Annotated in this window: 19 protein-coding genes; 9 read left to right on the forward strand and 10 right to left on the reverse strand. The window is 45.6% G+C overall.

Annotation, left to right across the window (positions count from 1 at the left end; all coding sequences use genetic code 11):
* The first annotated feature begins 6 nt into the window (after window positions 1–6).
* Together secA and mutT are read left to right on the forward strand one after the other, a co-directional pair.
* Window positions 7–2736, forward strand: a complete 2730-nt coding sequence (gene secA / locus D1Z90_RS05220) for a preprotein translocase subunit SecA (RefSeq protein ID WP_119909689.1) — start codon at window positions 7–9, stop codon at window positions 2734–2736.
* Window positions 2737–2814: 78 nt separating this feature from the next.
* A complete protein-coding gene (gene mutT / locus D1Z90_RS05225) occupies window positions 2815–3210 on the forward strand; it encodes an 8-oxo-dGTP diphosphatase MutT (RefSeq protein ID WP_119909690.1) in 396 nt (131 codons plus the stop codon).
* A 17-nt stretch (window positions 3211–3227) separates the two neighbouring features.
* Here the strand turns inward: mutT and yacG are convergent, their stop codons facing one another.
* From yacG to D1Z90_RS05270, 9 genes are all read right to left on the reverse strand, one after another.
* Window positions 3228–3425 (reverse strand): DNA gyrase inhibitor YacG, encoded by a 198-nt coding sequence (gene yacG / locus D1Z90_RS05230; protein WP_119909691.1) that lies wholly within the window; start codon window positions 3423–3425, stop codon window positions 3228–3230.
* A gap of 3 nt (window positions 3426–3428) precedes the next feature.
* A complete protein-coding gene (gene zapD, locus D1Z90_RS05235; protein ID WP_119909692.1) occupies window positions 3429–4154 on the reverse strand; it encodes a cell division protein ZapD in 726 nt (241 codons plus the stop codon).
* Window positions 4155–4203: 49 nt separating this feature from the next.
* Entirely contained in the window at window positions 4204–4821 is a 618-nt protein-coding gene (coaE, locus tag D1Z90_RS05240) for a dephospho-CoA kinase (protein ID WP_119909693.1), read from the reverse strand.
* Entirely contained in the window at window positions 4821–5708 is an 888-nt protein-coding gene (locus D1Z90_RS05245) for a prepilin peptidase (protein ID WP_119909694.1), read from the reverse strand. Before D1Z90_RS05245 ends, coaE begins: the two co-directional genes overlap by 1 nt.
* The gene (locus tag D1Z90_RS05250; protein ID WP_119909695.1) at window positions 5708–6946 is read right to left on the reverse strand and encodes a type II secretion system F family protein; all 1239 of its coding nucleotides are present in this window, start codon (window positions 6944–6946) and stop codon (window positions 5708–5710) included. The genes D1Z90_RS05245 and D1Z90_RS05250 overlap by 1 nt, the downstream gene beginning before the upstream one ends.
* Before the next feature lie 36 nt (window positions 6947–6982).
* On the reverse strand, window positions 6983–8686 hold the full coding sequence (gene pilB, locus D1Z90_RS05255; protein WP_119909696.1) for a type IV-A pilus assembly ATPase PilB: 1704 nt from the start codon (window positions 8684–8686) through the stop codon (window positions 6983–6985).
* Window positions 8687–8704: 18 nt separating this feature from the next.
* The gene (locus D1Z90_RS21925; protein ID WP_269777027.1) at window positions 8705–9214 is read right to left on the reverse strand and encodes a pilin; all 510 of its coding nucleotides are present in this window, start codon (window positions 9212–9214) and stop codon (window positions 8705–8707) included.
* Window positions 9215–9576: 362 nt separating this feature from the next.
* The gene (nadC, locus tag D1Z90_RS05265; protein ID WP_119909697.1) at window positions 9577–10434 is read right to left on the reverse strand and encodes a carboxylating nicotinate-nucleotide diphosphorylase; all 858 of its coding nucleotides are present in this window, start codon (window positions 10432–10434) and stop codon (window positions 9577–9579) included.
* A 38-nt stretch (window positions 10435–10472) separates the two neighbouring features.
* The gene (locus tag D1Z90_RS05270; protein WP_119909698.1) at window positions 10473–11021 is read right to left on the reverse strand and encodes a retropepsin-like aspartic protease family protein; all 549 of its coding nucleotides are present in this window, start codon (window positions 11019–11021) and stop codon (window positions 10473–10475) included.
* Between the two features lie 67 nt (window positions 11022–11088).
* Here D1Z90_RS05270 and ampD point away from each other — a divergent pair, with 67 nt between their 5' ends.
* The 6 genes from ampD to D1Z90_RS05300 all read left to right on the forward strand — a co-directional run bounded on the left by ampD (window position 11089) and on the right by D1Z90_RS05300 (window position 21471).
* Entirely contained in the window at window positions 11089–11667 is a 579-nt protein-coding gene (gene ampD, locus D1Z90_RS05275; RefSeq protein WP_119909699.1) for a 1,6-anhydro-N-acetylmuramyl-L-alanine amidase AmpD, read from the forward strand.
* Between the two features lie 441 nt (window positions 11668–12108).
* Window positions 12109–12873: a pyruvate dehydrogenase complex transcriptional repressor PdhR gene (pdhR, locus tag D1Z90_RS05280; RefSeq protein WP_119909700.1), complete on the forward strand. Its 765-nt coding sequence runs from the start codon at window positions 12109–12111 to the stop codon at window positions 12871–12873.
* Window positions 12874–12941: 68 nt separating this feature from the next.
* On the forward strand, window positions 12942–15605 hold the full coding sequence (aceE, locus tag D1Z90_RS05285) for a pyruvate dehydrogenase (acetyl-transferring), homodimeric type (RefSeq protein ID WP_119909701.1): 2664 nt from the start codon (window positions 12942–12944) through the stop codon (window positions 15603–15605).
* Between the two features lie 17 nt (window positions 15606–15622).
* Entirely contained in the window at window positions 15623–17569 is a 1947-nt protein-coding gene (gene aceF, locus D1Z90_RS05290) for a pyruvate dehydrogenase complex dihydrolipoyllysine-residue acetyltransferase (RefSeq protein WP_119909702.1), read from the forward strand.
* 105 nt (window positions 17570–17674) lie between these two features.
* Window positions 17675–19102, forward strand: a complete 1428-nt coding sequence (gene lpdA / locus D1Z90_RS05295; protein WP_119909703.1) for a dihydrolipoyl dehydrogenase — start codon at window positions 17675–17677, stop codon at window positions 19100–19102.
* A 152-nt stretch (window positions 19103–19254) separates the two neighbouring features.
* Window positions 19255–21471, forward strand: coding sequence for a patatin-like phospholipase family protein (locus tag D1Z90_RS05300; RefSeq protein WP_119909704.1), 2217 nt, complete (start codon window positions 19255–19257; stop codon window positions 21469–21471).
* Between the two features lie 34 nt (window positions 21472–21505).
* Here the strand turns inward: D1Z90_RS05300 and D1Z90_RS05305 are convergent, their stop codons facing one another.
* A complete protein-coding gene (locus D1Z90_RS05305; protein WP_119909705.1) occupies window positions 21506–22963 on the reverse strand; it encodes an NAD-dependent succinate-semialdehyde dehydrogenase in 1458 nt (485 codons plus the stop codon).
* Window positions 22964–23207: 244 nt separating this feature from the next.
* On the opposite strand from D1Z90_RS05305, the gene acnB reads away from it, so the two are divergent.
* Entirely contained in the window at window positions 23208–25805 is a 2598-nt protein-coding gene (gene acnB / locus D1Z90_RS05310) for a bifunctional aconitate hydratase 2/2-methylisocitrate dehydratase (protein WP_119909706.1), read from the forward strand.
* Window positions 25806–26102 lie beyond the last annotated feature (297 nt).

The following is a 26102-nucleotide window of genomic DNA, read 5'->3' on the forward strand; positions in this document are numbered from 1 at the left end:
CGAAAGATGTTTAATAAAATCATTACAAAAATCATCGGCAGCCGTAACGACAGATTGCTGAAAAAACTGAAAAAAACGGTAAATCAAATTAATGGCCTAGAAGCGCAGTACGAGGCCTTAAGCGACGAAGAGCTAAAAGCCAAGACCATTGAGTTTCAGGATGCATTCCAGGCCGGTAAATCGTTAGAAGAACTCTTACCTGATGCCTTTGCGGTGGTTAGGGAAGGCTCTAAACGTGTCTTTGGCATGCGCCACTTTGACGTCCAGCTGTTGGGCGGCATGATCCTACATGACAACAAAATAGCAGAGATGCGTACCGGTGAAGGTAAAACCCTTACTGCCACCTTGCCTGCTTATTTAAATGCTTTAACCGGTCGCGGTGTTCACGTTATTACCGTGAATGATTATCTCGCGAAACGTGATGCTGAATGGAATCAGCGCTTATTTGAGTTTCTTGGCCTAACTGTCGGGATTAACTTATCGGGCATGGACACAGATGCTAAGCGTACCGCCTACGCTGCTGACATCACTTATGGTACCAATAATGAGTTCGGCTTTGACTACTTACGTGACAACATGGCGTTTGAGCCTGGCGCTCGTGTTATGCGTCCGCTTTATTACGCGGTAGTGGATGAGGTTGACTCTATCTTAATTGATGAAGCAAGAACGCCTCTGATTATCTCTGGTCCAACAGAAGGCAACCAAGAGCTTTATACGCAGATTAATACGGTCATCCCGCTGCTTGTTAAGCAAGATAAAGAAGACTCCGACGAGTATACGGGCGACGGTGATTACACGGTTGACGAAAAAAATAAACAAGCCTTTTTAACTGAGCGTGGTCAAATTAAGGTTGAAGAGATCCTGCAAGAGCGTGGTCTGCTGCAAGAAAATGAATCTTTATTCGCGGCGTCTAGCATTAGTCTATTGCATCACGTGAACGCGGCCCTAAGAGCCCACACCTTATTTGAAAAAGACGTCGACTACATCGTCAGCGATGAGCAAGAAATCGTTATTGTTGATGAGCATACTGGTCGTACTATGCCCGGTCGTCGTTGGTCTGAAGGTTTGCACCAAGCCGTAGAAGCAAAAGAAAAAGTCAGCATTCAAAACGAAAACCAAACACTTGCATCCATTACCTTCCAGAACTACTTCCGTTTATATGAAAAACTGGCGGGTATGACAGGTACAGCGGATACTGAAGCATTTGAATTCCAAAGTATTTATGGCTTAGAGACCATAGTGACACCAACCAACAAGCCTATGATTCGTAAAGACATGGGTGATTTGGTTTACCTCACGACAATGGAGAAATACGAAGCCATTATTGAAGACATCAAAGGATGTGTTGAGCGTAAGCAACCTGTACTGGTAGGTACGGTTTCAATTGAAAGCTCTGAAATCTTGGCTGGGTTATTGAAAAAAGCCAACATCAAACACCAAGTACTCAATGCTAAGTTCCATGAAAAAGAAGCCGATATTGTTGCCCAAGCCGGTACTCCTAGCGCGGTGACCATTGCCACCAACATGGCTGGCCGTGGTACCGATATTGTACTGGGTGGTAACTTACAAATGTTGCTCGATCAAGCCGCTGAAAATGGCGCAAATGAAGAGCAACAAGCCAAGTTGAAACATGATTGGGAAGGCGTGCACCAAGCTGTTCTGGATGCCGGCGGCCTGCATATCATAGGTACTGAGCGCCATGAATCGCGTCGTATCGATAACCAGCTACGGGGTCGTTCTGGGCGTCAAGGTGATCCAGGTTCTACTCGTTTCTATTTATCGATGGAAGATCCGTTAATGCGTATCTTTGCGTCAGAAAAAGTTTCCGGCATGATGAAGAAACTGGGCATGGAACAAGGTGAAGCAATAGAGCACCCTTGGGTATCTCGCGCTATCGAGAATGCTCAGCGTAAAGTAGAAGGTCGTAACTTTGATATTCGTAAATCGTTACTCGAATTTGACGATGTAGCCAACGATCAGCGTAAAGTGATTTACGAACAACGTAATGATCTAATGGACAGCGACGAAATATCAGAAACAATAGAAGTGATCTGGGATGACGTGATAAGCGGTGTGATTGACCAATATATTCCGCCGCAATCATTAGAAGAGCAATGGTCAGTCCCTGAACTTGAAGCGCACCTTAAGAACGACTTTAACCTCGACTTACCGTTGCAAAAATGGTTAGAAGAAGACGATCGTCTTGATGAAGAAAAACTGCGAGATAAAGTCATTGCGGCTTCTCGAGAGTCTTACAAAGCCAAAGAAGAAGTGGTTGGCCCAGAGGTTATTCGTAACTTTGAAAAAGCCGTTATGCTGCAAACATTAGACGGTTTATGGAAAGAACACTTGTCTGCCATGGACCATCTCCGTCAAGGTATTCACCTTCGTGGCTATGCCCAGAAGAATCCAAAGCAAGAATATAAACGTGAGTCTTTTGAACTGTTTACAGAAATGCTCGAGAACTTAAAGCACGACGTGATAGGGGTATTGTCAAAGGTTCAAGTTCAAACCCAACACGACGTTGAGGCAGTAGAAGAACAACGCCGTAAAGAAGCGAAAGCGCAGCAGCAAAACTATAGCCATGAAGACGCCCATAGCCAATTGGCTGACGCGGTTAAGGAAGAGCAAGCACCGGATACTTTTGTGCGCGAACAACCTAAAGTAGGTCGTAATGAGCCTTGTCCGTGTGGCTCAGGTAAGAAGTATAAACAGTGTCACGGTAAGCTTAACTAAGACACCTTACGAATAAAAACAATACGGGTTGCAGCTTGCTGTAACCCGTTTTTTATGGAAAAAATACAGGTCAACTTTATGAAACGAGTGCACGTTGCCGCAGGGATTATTATTAATCCAGAGCATAAGATTTTGTTAAGCAGACGCTTAAGCCATCAACACCAAGGGGGAAAGTGGGAGTTTCCTGGCGGTAAAGTAGAGCAGGGTGAAACCGTTTCAGAAGCACTGACTCGTGAACTGGAAGAGGAAGTTAACCTAACAATCTTCGACTGCAGCTTGTTTGAAACGATCAGCTTTGATTATCCAGATAAGCAAGTACTGCTAGAGTTTATGCTTGTTACTGACTTTAGTGGTAACGCCAACGGCAATGAAGGTCAGGAAATTCGTTGGGTTGAAGTTCAAGCGCTTAACCAATATGAATTCCCTGCTGCAAACCAGCCTATTGTTACAGCTTTAATGCAACAGTTTAGCTGATGGTATAGCCGAGAAGCTTACTGCCAGCCTTCTCCGTCTTGTTGTTCAGAGGGAAAAGCGGGCTCCCCTGGTATACGTTTCTCTTCATCAGCCCATTCGCCTAAATCAATCAACTTACAACGTTCACTGCAAAAAGGGCGAAATTCGGAGCTCGGTTGCCAGGTCACCGGTGTTTTACAGGTTGGGCAAGGCACTGAGGTTAGGTTTTTACTCATGGTTTAACAGCTCGCTAGGTGAAAAGGGATGTCTTGGCTAGGTTCATCGTTGTGGGGCAAAAAGCGGATCGCAAAGCGCGTTTTATGGCCACTGACGGTAGGAAAAAAACCAAGGTTTTCAGATAGCTTAATTCTAATCATGTCGCAGTCCTCTGCCACGTCTTGATAGAAGCCTGTTTTAGCAACTTGTGCACTAAACTGGCTTTTCTCTCGACTAAGTTGAAGATGCAGCTGCAGCGCACCAATTAATGGCTGAAAATCCGCCAACCAACGTTTGCAGTCTGACGCTTTTTCTTCGTGGCTTAAGCTTAGCCAAAAGTGCAGTTGCGGCAGATCAAAGCTGCAACAGCCCCCTGGAATTGAAAAGCGCTGACGAATGGCCGATAAGAAGCGATCTTCTTTTAAGGTTTGTGTAATACGACTAAGGCGCGGTAATTGGTAAATAAAATCGTTTAGCTGAGACTCTAGGTGATTAACCATTGAAGTGTCTACCGCAGGCATGGTTGCCCAGTGTTTTACCGTTGACAGCTGCTTTTCTAGGTCCTTGCAAAGATCATTGCGAATATCGCTGCGCTCTAATACTTCGTGTAAATCAAGCAGGCCTTTGAATAAAGCCTCGGGATCACTGGCTGTTTCAAGCCGGCGACTTTTGGCTATCTGACCAAAAATATACTCTAGCCTTAAATAGCTGCGGCTTTTTTCATTTAGCGGATGTTCAAAAGTAACCATTAAAGTGCGATGTTCTCTAGCTTTGTAAAGCAACAAAGTTTAGCGCTAATTATCGCTGTTGTAGAGTTTTATTCGCAACTTTTACCAGTAACTGATGATGAATTTTGTTAACCTGGCTTTTTAACCAACTTAAGTCTGAGCTGTTATCTAGCACGAATTGCGCACGCGTTAATCGCTCGGGGCGACTTATTTGGGCGTTCATGATCGCTCTAATTTGCTTTGCTTGGCTGTTATCACGCTCGCAAGCCCGCTGAAGTTGGGCTTGCTCTGGTAAATCAACGACAATAACGGCATCTGTGTATTGTTGTAGGTTGTTCTCAAGTAGCAAAGGCGCTTCGAGTAAAGCATATGGGCCTTTACACGCTTTTAGCTGACTCAAGATACGTTCACGAATCAGTGGGTGTAATAGTTGGTTGAGCCATGATTTGTTTGCTTGATTGGAAAAGGTCAGCTCGCGCAGCCGCTTTCTATCGAGGTGATTATTTTGCTGTAAGATTGAAGGGCCAAATTTTTCTTCGATAGCCATAAGCGCAGGGCTACCTGGCTCAACCACTTCTCTTGCTACAACGTCGGCATCGACAATTTCAATGCCGAGATCTGAAAAGAATCGACTGGCTGACGACTTGCCACTGCCAATGCCACCTGTAAGGCCGATAATATGTGTCATCAGCCCAGCAGAAAGCGGTAATACAGTTCGATAAGCTGCTCACCATAAACAAGGTAAATCCAGCCAGCTGCAGCCAAGTACGGGCCAAATGGAATAGGCTGACCACGACCATTTTTGGCAAGCGCCATTAATGAAATGCCGACTATGGCACCCACAAACGAAGACAATAAGATGATTAAGGGTAACGCTTGCCAGCCAAACCATGCACCTAAGGCTGCAAGTAGCTTAAAGTCACCGTAACCCATGCCCTCTTTTTTAGTGAGTATTTTAAAGGCCCAGTAGATGCTCCATAAGCTTAAATAGCCCGCCATTGCACCAATAACGGCATCTTCTAGCGTTGCAAAACTGCCATTGAAATTGACAATTAGACCTAACCACAATAACGGTAAGGTCATGTTGTCAGGTAATAACATGGTATCAAAATCAATAAAAGTGAGCGCGATCAGGGTCCATGTTAGTACCAGTGCTGCAAGCAAAGGCCAACCAAAAGGTACCACAAAAGCGACTGCCAATGACATTAACCCCGTGAGTAACTCAATGCTTGGGTAGCGGGCTGATATAGGCGTTTTACACTCGCTGCATTTACCCTTTAAGCATAACCAGCTAATGATAGGGATATTCTCTAACGCAGTAATTTTATGGCCACATTGAGGGCAAGCAGAGCGTGGCACTACTAGGTTATATTTAGGCTTTTCTTCTTTGGTCGGTGCAGCTTTTAATTCATCTTCCAAAAAAGCGCGGCATTCGCTGCGCCACTCAGCTTGCATCATCTTTGGTAAACGGTGAATGACGACGTTAAGGAACGAGCCGACCAATAAGCCGAGACATAATACAACAAGGCATAAGGCCCATAGTGAGCCTTGCAATAATAATAAAATTTCAGTCATTAGCCTACAACGCTACCCAGTGAGAAGATAGGTAAGTACATAGCGATGACAAGTCCACCAACTACCACACCTAAAACGACCATGATCATAGGCTCAATCAAACTGGTCAGGGCGTCTACAGCATCATCCACTTCCCGCTCGTAAATGTCAGCGACTTTAGTTAACATGCCATCTAAATCACCCGATTCCTCACCTATCATAATCATTTGCGCCACCATATCAGGGAAAACTCCAGTTGTACGCATGGCTACGTGCATTTGCATGCCCGCCATCACTTCGGTTCGAATATTCTCGATAGCGGAGCGATAGACATAGTTACCCGAAGCGCCGGCCGCGGATTGTAAGGCATCAATCAAAGGAATACCGGCAGCAAAAGTGGTGGATAAGGTTCTTGCAAAGCGTGCCATTGCTCCCTTATGTAAGATGGTATTAATTACGGGGATTTTTAAAATAAACTTGTCTGTCTTATTTCTTACATTCTCAGAATTTAAATGTGCTCGTCTAAACAGGAATAAAGCAATAAAAATAGCGCCAAAAACTATATACCAGTAGCTTTGTAGCGTATGGGAAATGGCAATGACAAACTGAGTAAAAGCCGGTAACTCAGCGCCAAAGCCGTTAAAGATTTCTTCAAACTGTGGAATTACAAATAACAATAAAATCACGGTTACCGTGATGGCCACTAATACCACCATAGCCGGATAAAACATGGCTTTTTTAATTTTTGACTTTAATGCTTCAGCTTTTTCTTTATAGATAGCGATGCGGTCATAAATAGTTTCCAGTGCACCGGATTGCTCGCCGGCTTGCACTAGATCACAGTAAAGGTCGTCAAAGTACTTAGGATGTTTTTTTAAAGAGTCTGAAAGAGGTGTGCCGGTTTCTACCTCTGCAGTCACTTCACTGAGTAAATCACGAATGGATTTTTTCTCATTACTTTTTCCGATCATTTGCAAACACTGAACTAAAGGCACACCTGCCGATAACATAGTCGCAATCTGTCGTGTTATCACGGCAATATCCATAGGCTTTATACCTTGGCCTAATTGCGATAATGCCGACTCGGTTTTTTTGTTGATCTTGGTAATATTAACGCCTTGACGGCGCATCTCAGCTTTAACTTGGTTGGCTGTTTCACCTTGAGTCTCGCCCGAAACTTTTTTGCCTTTGCGGTTAACACCTGTCCATTTAAAAGTCAGTATTTTAACCGGTTTTTTAGCCTTAGCAGCCACAGCCATAATCAATCCTTCTTATACTTTATTATATTTGGAAACTTAACCGCTGGTTACGCGAGTGACTTCAGATAGACTCGTAACTCCCTCTACAGCTTTAATCAAAGCGGATTGGCGCAAAGTGTGCATACCTTCTTTTTGTGCTATATCACTGAGTTGAATCGAGTTAGCGCCATCTAGAATTGCGCGTCCTATTGCATCAGACATTTGCATCACTTCATAGATACCTACGCGACCTTTATAGCCGTCGGTGCACTTATCGCAGCCTACCGCTTTGTAAGTGGTAATGCCCTTTTCTATTTGATTTGGGGTAAAGCCCAATAAGGTTAGATCTTGTTGGGAAACCTGCTCAGGCGTTTTACAGTGTTCACATAAACGCCTTGCAAGTCGTTGCGCCATAATCAAAGTCACAGAAGAAGCGACGTTAAAGGCAGGTACACCCATATTAAGTAAACGCGTTAATGTTTCAGATGCTGAATTAGTATGCAAAGTCGATAATACCAAGTGACCGGTTTGCGCTGCTTTAATACCTATTTCAGCGGTTTCTAAATCACGGATCTCACCGACCATAACAATATCGGGATCTTGTCGTAGGAATGAGCGAAGAGATGCTGCAAAGGTTAACCCTGCCTTAGGGTTCATTTGAACTTGATTAATACCTTCCAAGTTGATTTCTACCGGATCTTCTGCGGTCGAAATATTACGCTCAGGAGTATTCAGAATATTAAGGCCGGTATACAAAGAAACCGTTTTACCTGAGCCGGTTGGGCCGGTAATAAGGATCATGCCTTGCGGTTTTGAAATGGCGTCTAAATATTGTTTCTTTTGTTTATCGCTATAGCCTAACTTATCGATATCCAGGTTCGCTGCCGAGCTATCTAAAATACGCATTACGATTTTTTCTCCCCACATGGTGGGCAGGGTTGAAACACGTAAATCCATTGATTTGTTTTTACTGAGTTTTAGCTTAATTCGGCCATCTTGCGGAATACGCCGCTCGGCGATATCCAGTTTTGACATGACTTTTAAGCGGGCAGAGAAGCGGTTGGTTAAGTTAACCGGCGGTGTCGCCACTTCGGTTAAAATACCATCGATACGCAGGCGCACCCGGTACTTCTTCTCATAAGGCTCAAAGTGAATATCTGACGCGCCTTTGCGTATCGCATCAGAAAGAATCTTATTAATATATTTAACGATGGGGGCGTCATCGTCGCCCATTTTTTGGGCTTCATCGAGACGGGATTCGGTATCATCAACATCAATATCGCCTATTTCTGCCTCATTTAGATCACCAAGAGCAGCATCGTCTTCTTCTATAAGCTTTTCTATCGCCTTTTGCAGCTTATCTTCTTCCACCAATAAGGCTTCGGTATGCATGGCAAAGCTAAAGCCAAAGTCTTCCAGAGCAGCTACATTGGTGGGGTCAGACATGGCGATATATAGCGTATGACCTTGGGTATAAATAGGGATCGCATGGTGTTTATCAATCAATTTTTCATTAATAAACTTATCGGGAATGTCTTCAAGCTGAAATGAATCTAGGTCTAGCAAAGGGATGCCATACTCGGATTCGCAGAAATCAGCGAGCTCTTTTGAAGATATGTATTTGTTACTAACTAAGTAGCTGACTAGGTGAGCTTTTTCAGACTTGATACTGGTTAGAATTATTTTGGCTTTTTCCTCTGGGAAAAAGCCACGAGTGACTAAATTATTTAATAAGCCACTCGTGGTTTTAGCTATAGGCATTATTGTTTTAAATTCATATTAGAATGTTGGACAATATGGTTTGTAAGCAGCTACGCCAGAAGCACAATCAGCAGTCCAGGTAACCGTACCGTTAGTCTCGCGCTTGCCTGTAAGTATGTATGTAGCGGCAACATCAAGGCTTCCAAGGTTGTCATTGGCTGCATCAACATCAACTGTGATTGTTACTTCACCAGCTGCCGCAGAAGTAGTTGCTACACCAAGAACATTCTTTGGTGAGCCAGCAGCACCTGTTTTGGTAACTGCTTCTGGAACGCTAGTAGGAGCCGCAGCTGTTGAACTAATACACTTAGTCGCAAAGTTAGAAGTTGTTGCATCAGTTTGTGCACAGATTTCTACAGCGCTTTGAGCAGCACCTGCCGCCGTAATTAACTTAGAGAACTGTGCTTTATTTGTGTAGTCTTGGTACGCAGGAAGTGCGATCGCTGCAAGAATACCAATGATGGCAACAACGATCAGTAGTTCGATTAAGGTAAAACCCGCTTGGGCTTTGTTCATTTGCTTGTTCATAATAAAGTGTGTCCTTTACTTACGGTTTTTTTATTAGGGATAAGGTTGAGCAAATGGAAGAATCTTAGGTAAGATTTTAGCGTCCTTTGCTACAGTCTTAAGATCTCAAGTTTTTTGATTTGAGACAAGTTAGCTAGATCATGTTTTTCGATCTTTCGAGTCTGCACTCATGGTTTGAGTCACATTTTAGACGAAATGGTGAACCCATTTCTATCCTTAGCACTTTCCACTTAAATAAGCACAAACTCTATTCGATTAAACTTGTTTAACTAACGGCGCTGATTTTAGTTAAAAAAGCACCAAATGTTCAAGAGCTTTCTATCAATAATCGCGCTTAAACCCGTTTTTCTAAAAATTTAAGCCTATTTGCTGTCTTTAAAACGCATTGATAAATCAATCGCTTGTACATGCTTGGTCAGTGCGCCAACGGAAATGTAATCCACGCCGGTTTCTGCAAATTCCGCTATGGTGCTAAGGCTGACGTTGCCTGATACTTCAAGCTTAGTCGGTTTGCCTTGTTCGGCGTTTATTGTAACGGCTTGCTGCATCTGCTTGACGCTAAAATTGTCTAGCATAACGACATCTGCGCCCGCTGCAATGGCTTGGCCCAGTTCCTCTAAGCTTTCCACTTCAACTTCTACTCTAAGTCCTGGCTGTAGTCTTTTTGCTTCTTCAATGGCTTTATCAATACCACCACAAGCCATAATGTGGTTTTCCTTGATCAAGTAAGCATCATAAAGGCCAAATCTGTGATTAAAGCCACCGCCACAAGTGGTCGCGTATTTAGATGCATTACGAAGCCCAGGTAGGGTTTTGCGCGTATCTAGCAGCTTACAATTGGTGTGTTTTATTTTTTGGCTGTATTCAAACACGCTAGTAGCTATGCCTGAAAGTGTTTGAATAAAGTTTAATGCGGTGCGCTCGCCAGTTAACAAAATGCGCGCTGGGCCGGTTAAGGTAAACAGCTCTTGATTGGGGCTGATGGCTTCGCCGTCGGCGACGTGCCATTGAATATCTACGCAGTTACCCAGCTGGTGAAACACTTCATCGGTCCAGGCTTTGCCGCAGAAAATACCCGCTTCACGGGTAATCACGGTCGCTTGGCTTTGAGTATCAGCAGGGATCAAATTTGCGGTGATATCACCTTCTAAATATGACAAGCCGTTAAGATCTTCGGCAAGGGCAAGCTCTACGCTCTGCTGTACTTCATCGTGTTTCATGGGCGTTCCTGTGTTGTGATTGATTCAGCGACTGTCTTTTATAAGCTAAGAGTCAACTGCTTACCTTGTTGTACCAATTTTAGCTGCCTTAATACGTTCATGCCGAGCAGCACGGTATCATCGGTCATATAAGGGTTAATTTGAGCGCGCAGATCGTACAATGTTATCGACCCTATGCTCAAGCTATTAATCTCAGTGCTATAAACGTTAATAGTGCCGTTGGCAGTATTAACTCGACTGGCATAGCCGGGTTTAAGGCCAATTCTTTGCGCCAGTTTTTCTGGAACAACGGTCGAGGTGGCTCCCGTGTCGAGCAAATACGTTACTTCTACGCCGTTAATAAAGCCGTTAGCCACATAATGGCCTTGGCGGTTTTGCAACAGTATGATGGTTTGACCATCTGCTGCTGTGCTCACGTTTTGATTAGGATTGTACTGCTTGGCCAATTTGTCATCGAAATATTGGTATAATAGCGCAGCGGCAATAAGCCACATAAAAAGCCACATCCATTTTCCCACTTTTTGTGGCTTTTGAGTCGCTGCTGTGGATGGCTTTGGAGGCGTTTCTTTTGAAGACGGCTCAGACATAATCACTTCCTTTATTCTCTGCTGCGCTGCTAACATAGACAAATTCAGTACCTTTGTGAATTCATTTATGCCTCATGATACCCGTGCTTATCGCCAGCTCACCGTCAGCCCACAAGGGCATATCGCTTGTGCCCGCCAAGTTGCCAGTCCTTTTTTTGATAGCCGGCCTCAGCTCAACGACATTAACTTATTAGTTATACACAGCATCAGTTTACCACCGGCGCAATTCGGCGGCCCATACATAGACCAATTGTTTACCGGTCAGTTAAATCCAAACGAACATGAATACTTTGAAATGATTCATCAGTTTAAAGTGTCGGCTCATTGTTTAATACGCCGCGATGGGGAATTGGTTCAATACGTGCCTTTAAATCAGCGCGCTTGGCATGCGGGCGTGTCTGAATTTAAAGGGCGAACGCGTTGCAACGATTTTTCTATTGGCATTGAACTAGAAGGCACAGATGACAGCCCGTTTGAGGCCGAGCAATACCAAGTGCTTGCGCAGCTTACCAAGGCCATTATGAGACAATACCCAGACATTAGCCTTGAACGTATTACGGGCCACTCTGATATTGCGCCAGGGCGCAAAACAGACCCTGGAACCGGGTTTGACTGGTCGCACTTTTTAGCATTAGTGGAGGGTTAGTTGCAGCGGCCTTGGTGGCAAAGCTTTAATACTTTTTTAAACACTACTGGTTAACTTGCTCCTAGAGTAATGCTTCCAAGGCGAAATGTGGTGCAATATAAGGCCATGCCCTTTTGCTGTATGACAGACAGCTCCATAGTTACAAATGTTGAGGTCGGTTGCACTATCAGCTTGGCACTGCTTATTTCACCGTCTGCTTTCAATTTCTCGCAGATAAACTATTTTTAACTGCAGGTTTTTTATACATACAAACAACATAAATTGTAATTATGTTATCAAGATGCAGTATTTCGTTCTGCTGATGTAAATGGTATGACCATTTATACCGTTTTGACTTATTTAGTTTGATCGAGATCAGGTTTTGGCTAGACAAAATGTATCAGCTTTGTTATTTTTTGCGCCAAATTAAATTGGTAATACCAATTGTTCGAACGAGATGGCATGACATACCAAAAAATCAAACAACCAAAAATTGCTGACGTAATCGAAGCGCAACTAGAGAGTATGATCTTGGAAGGGAGTTTAAACCCTGGCCAGAAAATGCCGCCTGAGCGTGAATTAGCAAAACAGTTTGATGTGTCTCGCCCTTCATTACGCGAAGCTATCCAACGACTCGAAGCTCGGGGGCTGTTAACCCGTCGCCAAGGTGGGGGAACTTTTGTAGAAGCCGGCTTGAGGCAAGGATTAACCGACCCTTTATACGACCTACTAAACTCCACACCAGAATCGCAATATGACTTGTTAGAGTTTCGTCATGGCTTGGAAGGGATTTCAGCTTTTTACGCTGCTCTTCGGGGCACAGAAGCGGACTTTGCGCAAATAAAGCTGGCTTATGAACATATGCAGCAGGCGCAAAACCAAGCCGATTTAGCCGCTGAAGCCAAGGTTGCGGTGCAGTTTTACATGGCCATAGTAGAAGCATCTCATAATGTGGTGTTGCTGCATCTCATGCGTGGTTTGTTGCCACTGCTCGAACAAAACGTATTACACAACTTAGAGTTGATACAACATCACCCTGAGGTTTTGACCGATATTCGTCAACACCGCGCGATGTTGCTAGACGCCATTTTAGGGAAAGCTCCCAAACAAGCCAGAGAAGCGTCTGATCGCCATTTGGTTTTTATTGAAGAAACCCTGCTGGAAATTGGTCGTGAAGAAAACCGCCTTGAGCGCTCTTTACGCCGAATTCAGCAAGCAAAAGATTAACTTAATTTTTTTAAATAAGTTTTACGTGAAAGCAGTCACGTCACAGTAATAACATATAGGAAACTGCCATGTCAGATATCCAAAAGCACGACCTAGATCCACAAGAAACGAGTGAGTGGTTAGAAGCACTTGAAGCGGTGATTGCAGAAGAGGGCCCTGAGCGTGCTCACTACCTGCTTGAAAAGCTAGCTGATAAAACTCGCCGTAGCGGTGGTCATCTCCCTTTTGATGCAACAACTGCGTATGTGAATACTATTCCACCGGGTCAAGAACCACATATGCCAGGTGACATGGTACTTGAACGTCGTATTCGCGCTATCATTCGTTGGAATGCGTTAGCAACGGTACTGCGTGCATCGAAAAAAGATTTAGATCTAGGTGGTCACATCTCTAGCTTTGCATCATCTGCCACGCTTTATGATGTAGGCTTTAACCACTTTTTCCGCGGCCCAAGCGAAGAAGACGGTGGTGATTTGGTATATTTCCAAGGTCATATTTCACCGGGTATCTACTCACGTGCATACCTAGAAGGTCGCGTATCTGAAGAGCAGCTAGATAATTTCCGTCAAGAAGTAGACGGTAAAGGTTTGCCTTCTTACCCGCACCCTAAATTGATGCCTGAATTCTGGCAGTTCCCAACGGTATCTATGGGTTTAGGTCCGATTTCTGCGATCTACCAAGCGCGTTTCCTTAAATACTTAACCGACCGCGGCATTAAAGATTGTTCGAAACAGCGCGTATATTGTTACCTAGGCGATGGCGAGTGTGACGAGCCAGAATCATTAGGTGCGATTGGCATGGCGGCCCGTGAAGGCCTTGATAACTTATGTTTTGTTATCAACTGTAACTTGCAGCGCCTTGATGGCCCGGTTCGTGGTAACTCTAAGATTATCCAAGAGCTTGAAGGTACGTTCCGCGGCGCAGGCTGGGAAGTGATTAAAGTGATTTGGGGCCGTTACTGGGATCCACTATTAGCACAAGATAAGTCAGGTAAACTGCTACAGCTAATGGAAGAGACGGTAGACGGTGAATACCAGAACTTTAAAGCAAAAGGCGGCGCTTACACCCGTGAGCACTTCTTTGGCAAGCACCCTGAAACAGCTGAAATGGTTGCTAACATGTCCGACGATGACATTTGGCGCCTAAACCGTGGTGGTCATGACCCATACAAGGTTTACGCCGCTTACAAAAAAGCCGCTGAAACTAAAGGCCGTCCAACGGTTATCCTAGCGAAAACCGTAAAAGGTTACGGCATGGGTGACGCAGGTGAAGGTAAAAACATCGCTCACGGCGTGAAGAAGATGGACGTAGAAGCGATCAGACATTACCGCGATCGTTTTAATATTCCTGTAAGCGATGAAGATCTTGCCGACATCCCTTACTACCACCCGGGAGAAAACTCGGAAGAGGTGAAGTACATGAAGGCGCGCCGTGAAGCGCTTAATGGCTTCTTACCTCAGCGCCGTATTAACTCAGATATCGACATGGATATCCCAGCAGTTAAAGCGTTCGATGCAGTACTAAAAGGCTCTAATGGTCGTCAAATCTCAACGACGATGGCGTTTGTGCGTATTCTAACTGTATTGCTAAAAGACAAGTCTATTGGCAAGCGTATCGTGCCTATCATTCCTGATGAAGCGCGTACCTTTGGTATGGAAGGCCTGTTCCGCCAAGTGGGCATTTATTCTCGCCAAGGTCAGAAGTACACGCCACAAGATAAAGACCAAGTCGCTTACTACAAAGAAGACATCAAAGGTCAGGTGCTACAAGAAGGTATTAACGAGCTGGGTGCCAAAGCAGATTGGTTGGCAGCAGCAACGTCTTACAGTACCAATAACAGCCCGATGATCCCGTTCTACATCTACTACTCAATGTTTGGTTTCCAACGAGTTGGAGACATGGCTTGGCTGGCTGGTGATCAACAAGCTCGTGGTTTCGTTGTCGGTGGTACCGCGGGTCGTACTACGTTAAACGGTGAAGGTCTACAACATGAAGACGGTCACTCACACGTTCAAGCTAACGTTATCCCTAACTGTATTACTTACGATCCAACATACGGTTACGAGTTAGCGGTAGTGGTGCAAGACGGCCTTAAGCGTATGTACGATGACAATGAAAACATCTACTACTACTTAACCGTAATGAACGAAAACTACGAACAGCCAGAGATGCCAGAAGGTGTTGAAGAAGGCATTCGTAAGGGTATTTACAAGCTTGATGAAGTGAAAGGCAAGGGCAAAGGTAAGGTTCAACTACTTAGCTCTGGTACTATCATGCTGCAAGTTCGTGAAGCTGCGGCCATCCTAGCGGAAGACTACGGCATTGATGCCACGGTATACAGTGCGACTTCTTTCAACGAGCTAGCCCGTGACGGTCAAGCGGTTGAGCGTACCAATATGCTAAACCCAACAGCTGAAGAGCAAGTGCCATACATTACTTCTGTCTTAGAAGAAGGCGTGATCACTGTTGCTGCAACGGATTACATGAAAAATTACGCAGACCAAGTGCGTGCTTATGTACCCGGTCCATATAAAGTTCTGGGTACAGACGGCTTTGGTCGCAGTGATAGCCGTGAGAATCTACGTCGTCACTTCGAAGTTAATGCACACTATGTGGTTGTTGCTACCCTTGCTGAACTTGCGAAAGAAGGCACAGTTGAGAAGTCAGTTGTTGCACAAGCGATTGAAAAATACGGCATTGACGTCAACAAAGTTAACCCACTGCACGCATAATTATAGGTATTAAGAGCATGGCTAATATTAAAGAAATTCTAGTGCCAGATATCGGCGCTGATGAAGTAGATGTAACTGAGATCCTAGTTGCTGTGGGCGATGTAATCGAAGAAGAGCAAGGCTTGATTTCGGTTGAAGGTGACAAGGCGTCAATGGAAGTACCGGCACCTTTTGGCGGCACGGTACAAGAAATTAAAGTGGCTGTGGGTGACAAAGTGTCTGAAGGCACATTGATTGTCACTGTCAGTGCTGAAGGCGAAGCTGCTCCTGCACCTGCTGCAGAAGCGCCAGCTGCAGCGCCTGCGGCAGAAACTACCCAAGCACCAGCGGCTGCACCTGCTGCTGGCGGTGCAACTCAAGAGATCACTGTGCCTGACATCGGCGCGGACGAAGTTGACGTAACTGAAATTTTGGTTGCAGTTGGCGACGTTATTGAAGAAGAGCAAGGCTTGATTTCAGTTGAAGGCGATAAAGCTTCTATGGAAGTACCGGCACCAGTGGCGGGTACGGTTAAAGAAATCAAAGTAGCAGTGGGTGACAAGGTTTCTGAAGGCAGCTTGATTGTCGTAGTTGAAACCGGCGCAGCCGCACCTGCTGCAGTAGCTCCGGCCCCTGTAGCAGAGCAAGCCGCGCCAGCTCAGGCAGCAGCGCCTGCAGCCCCAGCAGCCGCGGAAATTAAAGAAGTCATTGTGCCAGATATTGGCGGTGACGAAGTCGAAGTAACCGAAGTTTTGGTTGCTGTTGGCGATAGCATTGAAGAAGAAGCAGGCCTGATTACCGTTGAAGGCGACAAAGCTTCAATGGAAGTGCCTGCGCCATTCTCAGGCGTGGTTAAAGAGCTAAAAGTCAATGTAGGTGATAAAGTGTCTGAAGGCACTTTGGTTGCTTTAGTTGAAGTGCAAGGTAGCGCCCCCGCGGCTCCTGCTCCGGTAGCTGCACCAGCCGCTCCTGCACCGCAACAAGCAGCGCCACAACAAGCTGCGCCTAAGCCACCACCTGTGCCGCATCACCCAAGTGCTGCTGACAGCAAAGGCAGTGCTACAGTGCATGCTTCTCCGTCAGTACGTCGCTTAGCGCGTGAGTTTGGCGTTGACCTTAGCAAGGTAAAAGGCACGGGTCGTAAATCTCGTATCATCAAAGAAGACGTGCAGGCTTACGTTAAGTACGAACTGTCGCGTCCAAAAGCCACTGCAGCCACTTCAGTGGGTGGCGGTAACGGCTTACAAGTAGTGAAAGCGCCTAAGGTAGACTTCGCTAAATTTGGCGATATCGAAACGGTTGAAATGTCTCGCATCCAGAAGATCTCTGGCCCTGCGCTGCACCGTAACTGGGTGACCATCCCTCATGTTACTCAGTTTGACGAAGCCGATATCACCGAGTTAGAAAGCTTCCGTAAGAGCGAAAACGCGATGAACGCGAAGATTGGCAATGGCATCAAGATCAGCCCGCTTATCTTTATCATCAAAGCGGTGGCAAAAGCCCTTGAACTGCATCCTAAGTTCAATACCTCTTTGGCTGAAGACGGCGAGCACATTATCTACAAGAGCTACATCAACATCGGTGTGGCAGTCGATACGCCAAACGGTCTTGTAGTACCAGTAGTGAAAGATGTGAACAACAAAGGCATTCATGAACTAAGCCGTGACTTGGCTGAAATTTCTAAGAAAGCCCGTGATGGCAAGCTAACCGGTAAAGACATGCAAGGCGGCTCAATGAGTATCTCTAGCCTTGGTGGTATTGGTGGTACGCAATTCACGCCAATCGTCAATGCCCCTGAAGTGGCCATCTTAGGTGTGTCTAAGTCTGAAATGAAGCCAAAATGGAATGGCAGTGAATTTGAACCGCGCCTAATGGTGCCGTTGGCACTGTCTTACGACCACCGTGTAATTGACGGTGCGGATGGTGCGCGATTCATCACCACCATCAACGGTTTACTCGCCGATTTACGTAAATTGGTACTGTAAATGTTAACAGGTCGGCGTTTGCCGACCTTTTTTCTTCCATTTTTATAACATACTTGTAAACTTGCTGGGTTTTTTCCCGACAAGCCGAAACAATAAGAGGCCAAAATGAGTAACGAAGTGAAAGCACAGGTAGTCGTGCTAGGATCCGGCCCTGCTGGATACTCTGCCGCATTTCGCGCAGCAGATTTAGGTTTGGAAACAGTACTAATTGAAAAATATTCAACGCTAGGCGGTGTCTGTCTAAACGTTGGCTGTATTCCTTCTAAAGCCTTGTTACACGTTGCAAAAGTAATTGAAGAAGCCAAAGCACTGTCTGAGCACGGTGTTCTCTTTGGTGAAGCGCAAACCGATATCGACAAAATCCGTATCTGGAAAGATAAAGTTGTTAGCCAGCTAACTGGCGGTCTTGGCGGCATGGCTAAGATGCGTAAAGTTAAAGTGGTTGAAGGTTTTGGTAAATTTACTGGACCTAACAGCATCGAAGTCGAAGGCAAAAATGGTAAAACTACCGTTAACTTCGACAACGCCATTGTTGCAGCGGGCTCTCGCCCAGTTAAATTGCCATTTATTCCCCATGATGACCCACGTATTTGGGATTCAACGGGCGCGCTAGAACTGAAAACTGTACCTGAGCGTTTATTGGTACTGGGCGGCGGTATTATTGGTCTAGAAATGGGCCAGGTATACAGTGCACTTGGTTCTAACATTGACGTAGTAGAGTTTGCTGACCAGCTAATTCCTGCGGCTGACAAAGACATCATTCAAGTTTATACCAAGCGTGTGAAGAAGAAATTCGACATCATGCTGGAGACGAAAGTAACGGCCGTTGAAGCAAAAGAAGACGCGGTATACGTGACTTTTGAAGGTAAAAATGCGCCTGCTGAGCCGAAAGCTTACGACGCAGTGCTAGTGGCGGTAGGTCGTGTTCCAAACGGTCTCAACCTAGACGCTGAAAAAGCCGGTGTTAACGTGACTGAGCGCGGCTTTATCGAAGTTGATAAGCAAATGCGCACGAACGTAAGCCACATTCATGCGATTGGTGATATTGTTGGTCAACCTATGTTGGCACACAAAGGTGTGCATGAAGGCCACGTAGCAGCAGAAGTCATTGCAGGTAAGAAACACTACTTTGATCCTAAAGTGATTCCTTCGATTGCTTACACTGAGCCAGAAGTCGCTTGGGTTGGTCTTACAGAGAAAGAAGCTAAAGAGCAAGGCGTTAACTTTGAAAAAGCGGTGTTCCCGTGGGCTGCGTCTGGTCGTGCAATTGCATCGGATTGTTCAGACGGTATGACCAAGCTTATCTTTGATAAAGATACTCACCGTGTGATTGGTGGTGCTGTTGTGGGTACTAACGCAGGTGAACTACTTGGCGAAATCGGCTTGGCTATCGAGCTTGGCGCTGACGCTGAAGATATTGCGTTGACAATACACGCTCACCCAACGTTGCATGAGTCTGTTGGTTTAGCTGCAGAAGTATACGAAGGCTCTATCACTGACCTTCCAAACCCAAAAGCCGTTAAGAAAAAGTAATGGCGGTTGGGCGTTGAGATTAAGGCGACTTTCGAGTCGCCTTTTTTGATCTAAGCAGATAATATTCTGGCTGTCATTGCTAAGATGTTCGCATAGTTTGGCGCTATTTGTGGCGCAACTTGATATTAAGCAGTTATTAAACGGATGTTGAAATGTATCGCTGGTGTGTATTTGTAACGTGTTTGCTCTTGGCTAGTGTGTCTATTGCTCAGCCTCGCCCTAAAATTGGCTTAGCCTTAGGCGGCGGTGGAGCCAAGGGGGCAGCCCATGTCGGCGTATTAAAAGTGTTAGAGCAGCACAACATTCCAATAGACTATGTCGCGGGCACTTCGATGGGGGCGTACGTTGCCGCCATGTATGGCTTGGGCTTATCTGCCGAAGAAATTGAAACCTTGATGCTTAGCACGCCTTGGAATGAAGGCTTTTCCGACCGTATCGAGCGCCAGCGCCTCAGTTATCGTAAAAAACAGCAACGAGATGACTTCACCATAGATTCTGATATTGGCTTTAACGGCAAAGAGTTCGCCTTGCCTTATGGCTTTATTCAAGGTGAGAGCATGGCGAAGTTACTGCGCCTTTCAACTAAAAGCGTGGCTAACTTTAAGCACTTTGACCAGATGCCCATTCCTTATCGCGCGGTGGCTCTCGATCTAGAAAAAATGGAGCCTTATGTGCTCACCAAAGGCAACTTAGTGACAGCCATGCAAGCCAGTATGTCCGTCCCTGGTGCGTTAAAGCCGGCTGAGGTTGATGGTCGATTTTTGGCAGACGGCGGTATCGTCAATAATTTACCGGTAGATGTGCTCAAAGAAATGGGCGCGGATATTATCATTGCCGTTGATATCGGCTCAAGTTTAAGTAACAAAGAAGACTTAGACTCTTATATCGCCATTTTAGATCAGCTTTCCAGCTATATGACGCGCTCAAGTACCCAGCAGCAAATTGCATTGATGACTGAGCAAGATATCTTGATCCGACCCGAAATTGACGCCATAGGCACGGGAGCATTTGAGGATATGCCCCAAGCTTTGCCGCTTGGTGAAGCGGCGGCGAGCGCCCATCTAACTAAACTCACCAAACTAGGGCTTTCTGATACTGACTACCAAGTTTATTTAACGCGCAAACAAACTCGTCGCGCAGGGTTTTCAAGTACCGCAGACGGCATTATTGTTGATCGCGTGCAAATAGAGTCGAACTCTAAGTTAGCCGATAGCTCAATTGAGGCTTTGCTTGGCATTAAGGCCGGTAAACTGTATCAGCAAGAGCAATTAGAAGAAGACATTAAGGACTTATACGCCCTGGATATTTTTCAGCGGGTTGATTACGAAATACTCACCTTTAAAGACGAAACCGTTTTGAAGGTGGTCGCCGATGAAAAGTCTTGGGGGCCGGGGTATTTTGACTTTTCATTCGGCCTAGAGCAGCTCGGGCGAGATTCCGAAGTGACTATTGGCGCAGCATATACGCTATCTGACTTAAACGCATGGGGTGCGGAGTGGCGCTCTGAAGCGTTAGTCGGTACTCGCAGTCGCTTATTTACTGAATTTTATACGCCTTTAGGCGATTTGCAGCAGTTTTATTGGAACGTTGCCGGCGAATTTAACCAACAAGAGCGTAACTTTTTTGTAAACTCAGAAGACTCCAGCTCGGTGCAGTATTTTCAAACCGACTATACCACCTATAAAGGGCTAACATCCTTAGGTTGGAACATCCGTGCTAATGCCATCGTCAGCAGTGGTTGGAGTTATGAATACGGCGAAGTAGACGTTATTGGTACCAGTTTTAAAGAAGACTTTACCGTGCAAGGCCCGTTCTTTTTTGTAGGAGTCGACACGCTGGATGATTTAAACTTCCCGACCACAGGGCAGCAGCTTGACCTTAATGTGCTTTATGCTTATCAATCTTCTCAAGGCATAGATGATGAGTCTGTCTCATACGACATTGATTGGCGCGGGGCGAAAACATGGGGTCGCCACACCGGTATCATGCGATTAAGCTATGGCGGCATCGACTCAGACCTTAAGGTGCCGGCAGTCGTTAAAGATTTGGGCGGTTATCAAAATCTATCTGGGTTGTCGCAGTACGAGCTATCGGGTAATTATAAAACTTTTGCTTCTTTGGTATATAACTACCGGATGCTGGATAACGACTTTGGGGCGTTTAAGCTGCCAATGTACTTATCCATGTCAATTGAACAAGGCAATACTTGGCAAAGCAGCAGTGAGATCAAACTTGAAGATATGATCACCGCCGGCAGTATTGGCTTGGCGGTGAACTCTAACATTGGCCCGATTATTCTGGCCGCTGGTTTAAGCGAAGGCGGTAACTCCGCAGTGTATTTATACCTGGGTACGCCATTTTTACAATAATGAAGCGCCTAGATAAGGTGCCTGTGCCCCTTATCTAGTTGCCAAGTCCGTAGCAAATACTCTTCACGTATTGATACTCCGCTAACCCTAAGTGGCTGCCTTCGCGGCCAAAGCCGGATTCATTAATGCCACCAAAAGGACTCACCGCCGCGGAAATGATGCCTTCGTTGATGCCTATCATGGCGTATTGTAACTGTTGACTGAGTCGCTGGCAGCGATGGATATTTAAGCTGTAACAATACGCCGCTAAACCTGCGCCGGTTTGATTGGCCCGTTGGATCGCTTCGGTTTCATCGGTAAACGTTTGCAGTGCGATGACTGGGCCAAACAGTTCATGTTGAGCGACGGGCATTTCATCGGTTACCTTATTGAGTACCGTAATGGGAAAGAAATTTGCGGCACTTGCGATGTTTACTTGCTCAAACACCCGCTCGGCTCCCAGCGCCTCGCTTTCTTTAATCCACTGTTGCAGCTTTGTTTTAGCGTGTTGATTGATAAGTGGGCCACAGTCAACACCCGCTTGCCAACCATAGCCAGAAGACAGCGCTGAAAGTCGAGCGAGCAACTTCTCATTAAACGCAGAAGCCACCGCTTTAGCGATATATATCCGATTACTGGCCACGCACGTCTGGCCATTGTTACGTAATTTACTGGCGATAAGGCCGGCGACAGCTGCATCTAAATCGGCATCTTCAAAAACAATAAAGGGGGCGTTGCCGCCGAGCTCCAGCGATAAACGCTGCAGTTGCGGCGCGCTTTGTGTCATTAAGATTTTGCCCACGCGGGTTGAGCCGGTGAAAGATAGCTTTTTAATTGCCCCGTGTTGGCAAAACTGCAGACCAATTTGCGCGGCATCACCGCTAACAATATTGATGACTCCAGCTGGAAACCCTGCTTGATGCGCTAGCTCAACCAGTGCATTGGCGGTAAAAGGGGTTAACTCCGAAGCTTTAATCACCAAGGTGCAACCGGCAGCCAGCGCTGCGGCTGCTTTACGTAACACCATCGCTGCAGGGAAATTCCAGGGCGTAATCATCGCGACCACGCCTAAGGGGGCATGTTGGGTCTGGAATTGTTTATTTGGTAAGGGCGAAGCTAAGGTTTCACCGTGGTCAAATTGTCTAAAATCTGCAAACCAACGTACAAAAGAGGCGGCGTATTCGATTTCAGCAAGGGCTTCGTTTAAGGGCTTGCCTTGCTCTAAACAAATAATGAATGCTAAATCGCTTTTGTGCTCCATGATTAACTGGTGCCAGCGCAGTAATTGCTGGCACCGCTGAGGCCAATCAGATTCCTGGTTATTGTTAAATGCCTGTTGAGCGCTGTGGATAGCTTGCTCCACTTGGGGCGGGTTTAAGCAAGGAATGTGACCGAGCTGTTCACCATTAGCGGGATTAAAAACATCGAGGCGACTCTCTGTCGTTAGCCATTGACCATTAACATAACAGGCTTGTTTGATTAAATCGGGTTGCTTAAGTTGGGCAAAGTTCATTGGCAAAATGGGTTAGGGGAGTTTGTATTGATTTTAATAACCTGATAACAAAATTGAAATAATTTACTGACGTATTAAATTCAATTTTTGCACTAATTCCGGTATACTCTCGCTGCTTCTAATTATGGTCACATGGCTTAGGAGTTAGCCACGCAGGCAATCCCTCGTTTGGTTAAATCTTTATGCTGTGCCCCCGTCAAGGATAAATCACCCTAATTGGTGATAACAATATGAGGAACAAGTCGTGCTTGAAGCCTACCGTAAACACGTCGAAGAGCGTGCTGCCCAGGGAGTGGTTCCTAAACCATTAGACGCTGAACAAACAGCGGCACTGGTTGAGCTAGTTAAAAACCCACCTGCTGGCGAAGAAGAGTTTGTACTGGAACTGTTATCTGAGCGTATACCGCCAGGTGTTGATGAAGCTGCTTACGTAAAAGCGGGCTTCTTAGCGGCAGTTGCCAAAGGTGAAACAACATCACCAATCCTATCAGCTGAAAAAGCCACAGAGCTACTAGGCACTATGCAAGGCGGTTACAACATTGAGCCTCTGATTGCCCAGCTTGATAACGATGCCCTAGCGCCATTAGCTGTAAAAGCACTATCTCACACTTTATTGATGTTTGATGCTTTTTACGACGTGGAAGAAAAAGCCAAAGCGGGTAATAAATTTGCGCAGCAAGTGCTTGAATCTTGGGCCAATGCTGAGTGGTACTTAGAAAAACCAGAAGTACCTGAGAAAATCACTGTTACCGTATTTAAAGTAACCGGTGAAACGAACACTGATGACCTATCTCCAGCGCCAGACGCATGGTCTCGTCCTGATATCCCGCTGCACGCATTAGCTATGCTAAAGAACGCGCGTGAAGGTATCAACCCTGACAAAGCGGGTGAAATTGGCCCAATTGAGCAAATCAAAGCGCTACAAGAAAAAGGCCACCAGTTGGCTTACGTTGGTGACGTAGTAGGTACGGGTTCATCTCGTAAATCTGCAACTAACTCTGTGCTTTGGTTCATGGGTGATGACATTCCAAACGTGCCAAACAAACGTGCTGGCGGTGTTTGTATCGGTGGTAAAATTGCGCCTATCTTCTTTAACACGATGGAAGACTCTGGTGCTTTACCAATCGAAATGGACGTTGAAAGCCTAAACATGGGTGACGTGATTGAAATCTACCCGCACCAAGGTGTGGTGAAGAACGCTGAAACTGGCGAGCAAATCACAACGTTTGAACTAAAAACCAATGTCATCCTAGATGAAGTACGCGCCGGTGGCCGTATTCCACTTATCATTGGTCGTGGCCTTACTGATCGCGCGCGTACTTCATTAGGCCTAGGCCCGATTGACGTATTCAACCTACCTGAAGACGCTGTTGATACTGGCAAAGGCTTCACGCTAGCACAAAAAATGGTAGGTAAAGCGTGTGGCGTGACCGGTGTACGTCCTGGTCAATATTGTGAGCCTAAGATGACCACAGTTGGTTCGCAAGATACCACAGGTCCAATGACGCGCGACGAGCTGAAAGACTTAGCATGTCTAGGTTTCTCTGCAGACCTTACCATGCAGTCATTCTGTCACACTGCGGCTTATCCTAAGCCAATTGATGTGAACACACACCATACGTTGCCAGACTTCATCATGAATCGTGGCGGTGTATCTCTGCGCCCTGGTGATGGTGTTATCCACTCTTGGTTAAACCGTATGCTACTGCCAGATACAGTTGGTACTGGTGGCGATTCACATACACGTTTCCCACTGGGTATTTCTTTCCCTGCGGGTTCTGGCCTAGTGGCATTTGCTGCTGCGACAGGCGTGATGCCATTGGATATGCCAGAGTCGGTATTGGTTCGCTTCAAAGGTGAGCTAGAGCCGGGCATTACATTGCGTGACCTAGTAAACGCGATTCCTTATTACGCTATTCAACAAGGCCTACTAACGGTTGAGAAAGCCGGTAAGAAGAATATCTTCTCTGGCCGCGTACTTGAAATTGAAGGTCTGCCAGACCTGAAAGTAGAACAAGCGTTTGAGCTTTCAGATGCCTCTGCTGAGCGTAGTGCTGCGGGTTGTTCTATCAAGCTAAACGAAGAGCCTATCAAAGAGTACCTAAACTCTAACATTGTCATGCTTAAGTGGATGCTAGCGGAAGGTTACGGTGATGTACGTACCATTGAGCGTCGTATTACCGCAATGGAAGAGTGGATAGCTAACCCTGAACTAATGGAAGGTGATGCCGACGCAGAATATGCTGCTGTGATCGAGATTGATCTTGCAGATGTAAAAGAGCCAATCCTTGCATGCCCTAACGACCCAGATGACGTTAAGCTACTAAGCGAGCTAGCTGGCGAGCACATTGATGAAGTGTTCATCGGTTCTTGTATGACTAACATTGGTCACTTCCGTGCGGCAGGTAAACTGCTTAATCAGTACCAAGGTCAACTGCCAACACGTCTATGGGTGGCTCCGCCAACCAAGATGGACGAACAGCAGCTAACTGACGAAGGTTACTACAGCATCTACGGTAAAGTGGGCGCACGTACAGAAATGCCAGGTTGTTCATTATGTATGGGTAACCAAGCGCGCGTAGCAGATAATTCTACCGTAGTGTCAACTTCAACTCGTAACTTCCCTAACCGTCTTGGTACGGGAGCGAATGTTTATCTGAGTTCAGCAGAATTAGCCGCTGTAGCCGCCATTATTGGTAAGTTACCTTCTGTTGATGAATATATGACCTACGCCAAAGAATTAGATGCAACTGCTGCAGATACATACAGATATCTAAACTTTGATCAGCTTCCAAGCTATACTGAAAAGGCTGAGAAGGTTATTTTTACTCAAGCTGTGTAATGCAAAAAAAGTAAAATAAACCAAAAAAAACCCTCTCAGGAGGGTTTTTTATTGGAAAAAACATAAAACACATAACAAATTAGTCAAATAAGGGCTATTTGATTAAATTAAATATCAATTATTTTGCATACACTAGTGGATCTTTTTATAAAGACTTGATTAAATTACGCCTGTCAGACGAAGTTTTGTTTTTAAGCTAATAATGGGTATATATATGTTGGGCGTTGTTGACTAAATAGGGAACCTTTCTCGAAAACTGCGATCAGATCATTGAGCACGATACATGGAAGTGATTCT

Origin of the sequence: Motilimonas pumila (assembly GCF_003596335.1) — a bacterium.
Classification (GTDB): Bacteria; Pseudomonadota; Gammaproteobacteria; order Enterobacterales; family CBDFNC01; genus Motilimonas; species Motilimonas pumila.